Below are 1,832 nucleotides of genomic sequence, written 5' to 3'. Positions count from 1 at the left end.
AAAGAGGCTGGGACATAACTAGCTTCAATTAATGAAAAAGGTGAAATTGAGTTGGCTCAATTTCACCTTTCTTTATTTTTTTCTTATTACTCTAGTTCAATATTAGTTAATGGCGGTGAACTTTCGTAAGTTCACCGCCATTAGCGCTAGTCCCATTTCGTTTTCAACCTTCGATTTTCCACGTACAGAAAATCTTGTGAAATGCAAATTAGCCTTCAAGAATCCAAAAACTGGTTCCACATCGATTTTACGCTTACGATAGATCGAACTCGTTTTTTCCTCTGAAAGCTTCGCTCTCACATATTCTTTTTGCTGCTCCCATTTTTCATTCACCATTAGTTTTCGATTATTACCTTCTTTTGCTTTTGTACATGATGAGCGAAAGGGGCACCCAGAACAGTCTTCGCACTCGTAGACTTTAAACTCTCTCTTAAAGCCAGATTTATCTGTCCGTACAGAGTCATATTTAAACACAAGACGTTGTTGATTTGGACATGTGTACACATCATTTTCTTGATTATAATGCCAATTGTCTGGATTGAACTCGTTTTGTTTATATTTCTTCTTCTGCTCCTTCAAAAACATGTTATACGTAATTAATGCCTCTCGTTTTCGATTCGAAAGGATATCATCATAATTCTGCTCACTGCCATAACCTGCATCTGCGACAATGTGCTTGGGTAACTCAAAATAATGTTGCTCAATTTCATCTAAGAACGGGATTAAGGTACGTGTATCTGTTGGGTTCGGAAAGAGACTATAAGCAAGTGCGTATTGACCTTCTGTTGCGACTTGTACATTATAGCCCGCCTTCAATTGCCCATTTTTCATATAATCATCTTTCATTCGCATGAACGTCGCATCGTTATCAGTTTTTGAATAACTATTACGTGTGTTAAAGATTTCGAAATCTCGTTGGTATTTTTCTGTTCGTAAGATGTAATCAAACAATTGCTTTCGTACCTGCTTTGGATACTTCCGCTCACTCCTTAACGCTTTTCGTTCCAATACGTCTGATGATGCTTCTATTTTTTTGTCATACTCGTTAACAACATCGTCTACTTTTTGGACCATTTGAGCGAGTTCCTCAAGGGATAACTGCTCTTCATTTTCTCGTTCAATTTGAGGGATGATTTCCTTTTCAAGTAGCTCGTTGTATAGTTCATTCGACTTTTCAATTAATGCTTGGTGATACTTCTCAATTGATTTCTTCCAAACAAACGTAAATTTATTCGCATTCGCCTCAATCTTTGTGCCATCAATAAAAATCGCATCTTGATCAATAAGTTTTTCTTCGATTAATTGGCAACGGAATTGAACAAAACATTGGCGGATTAAATCCTTAACTTCCGGTTGTACGCGGAATCGATTTATCGTACGATAGCTAGGTTCATAACCCTGCGCTAGCCACATCATTCGGATACTATCTGTTAAAAGGGCTTCAATTTTACGACCTGAAAAAACAGATTGCGTATAGGCGCATAGGATGATTTTTAACATCATTCGGGGATGATAGGCAGGGCAGCCCTCATTTCGAAGAAATGGTTCAAACGCACCTTGTGGAATACTTTCGACTAAATGGTGAATATGGAAGGCAATATCATTATTTTGTAATTTCACTTCTAAATCTACAGGCAAAACTAATTGATTCATGTTATAATTTTTAAACATAAGGACACTTCTTTCTGATTAGATTTGGTGTGGTAACTTAATTTTATCAGAAGTTGTCCTTATTTTTATTGAAAAAATAACCAAAGCCGGTAAAATTTTACTCATCGTAAAATTTTACCGGCTTTTTCATTTAAGAGGTGGGTTTTGTCCCAGCCTCTTTT

The 1,832-nt window shown here is 36.6% G+C and carries 1 protein-coding gene; it reads right to left on the bottom strand.

The features are described 5' to 3' along the window. Window positions 1-102: 102 nt before the first annotated feature. Window positions 103-1,671, bottom strand: coding sequence for an IS1182 family transposase (locus HHO41_RS21970; protein ID WP_169102728.1), 1,569 nt, complete (start codon window positions 1,669-1,671; stop codon window positions 103-105). Between the last annotated feature and the right edge of the window lie 161 nt (window positions 1,672-1,832).

The organism is Bacillus sp. DNRA2, assembly GCF_012843265.1.
In the GTDB taxonomy this organism is placed as follows: domain Bacteria; phylum Bacillota; class Bacilli; order Bacillales; family Cytobacillaceae; genus Bacillus_BU.
This window is presented reverse-complemented; position numbering and strand designations above follow the sequence as displayed.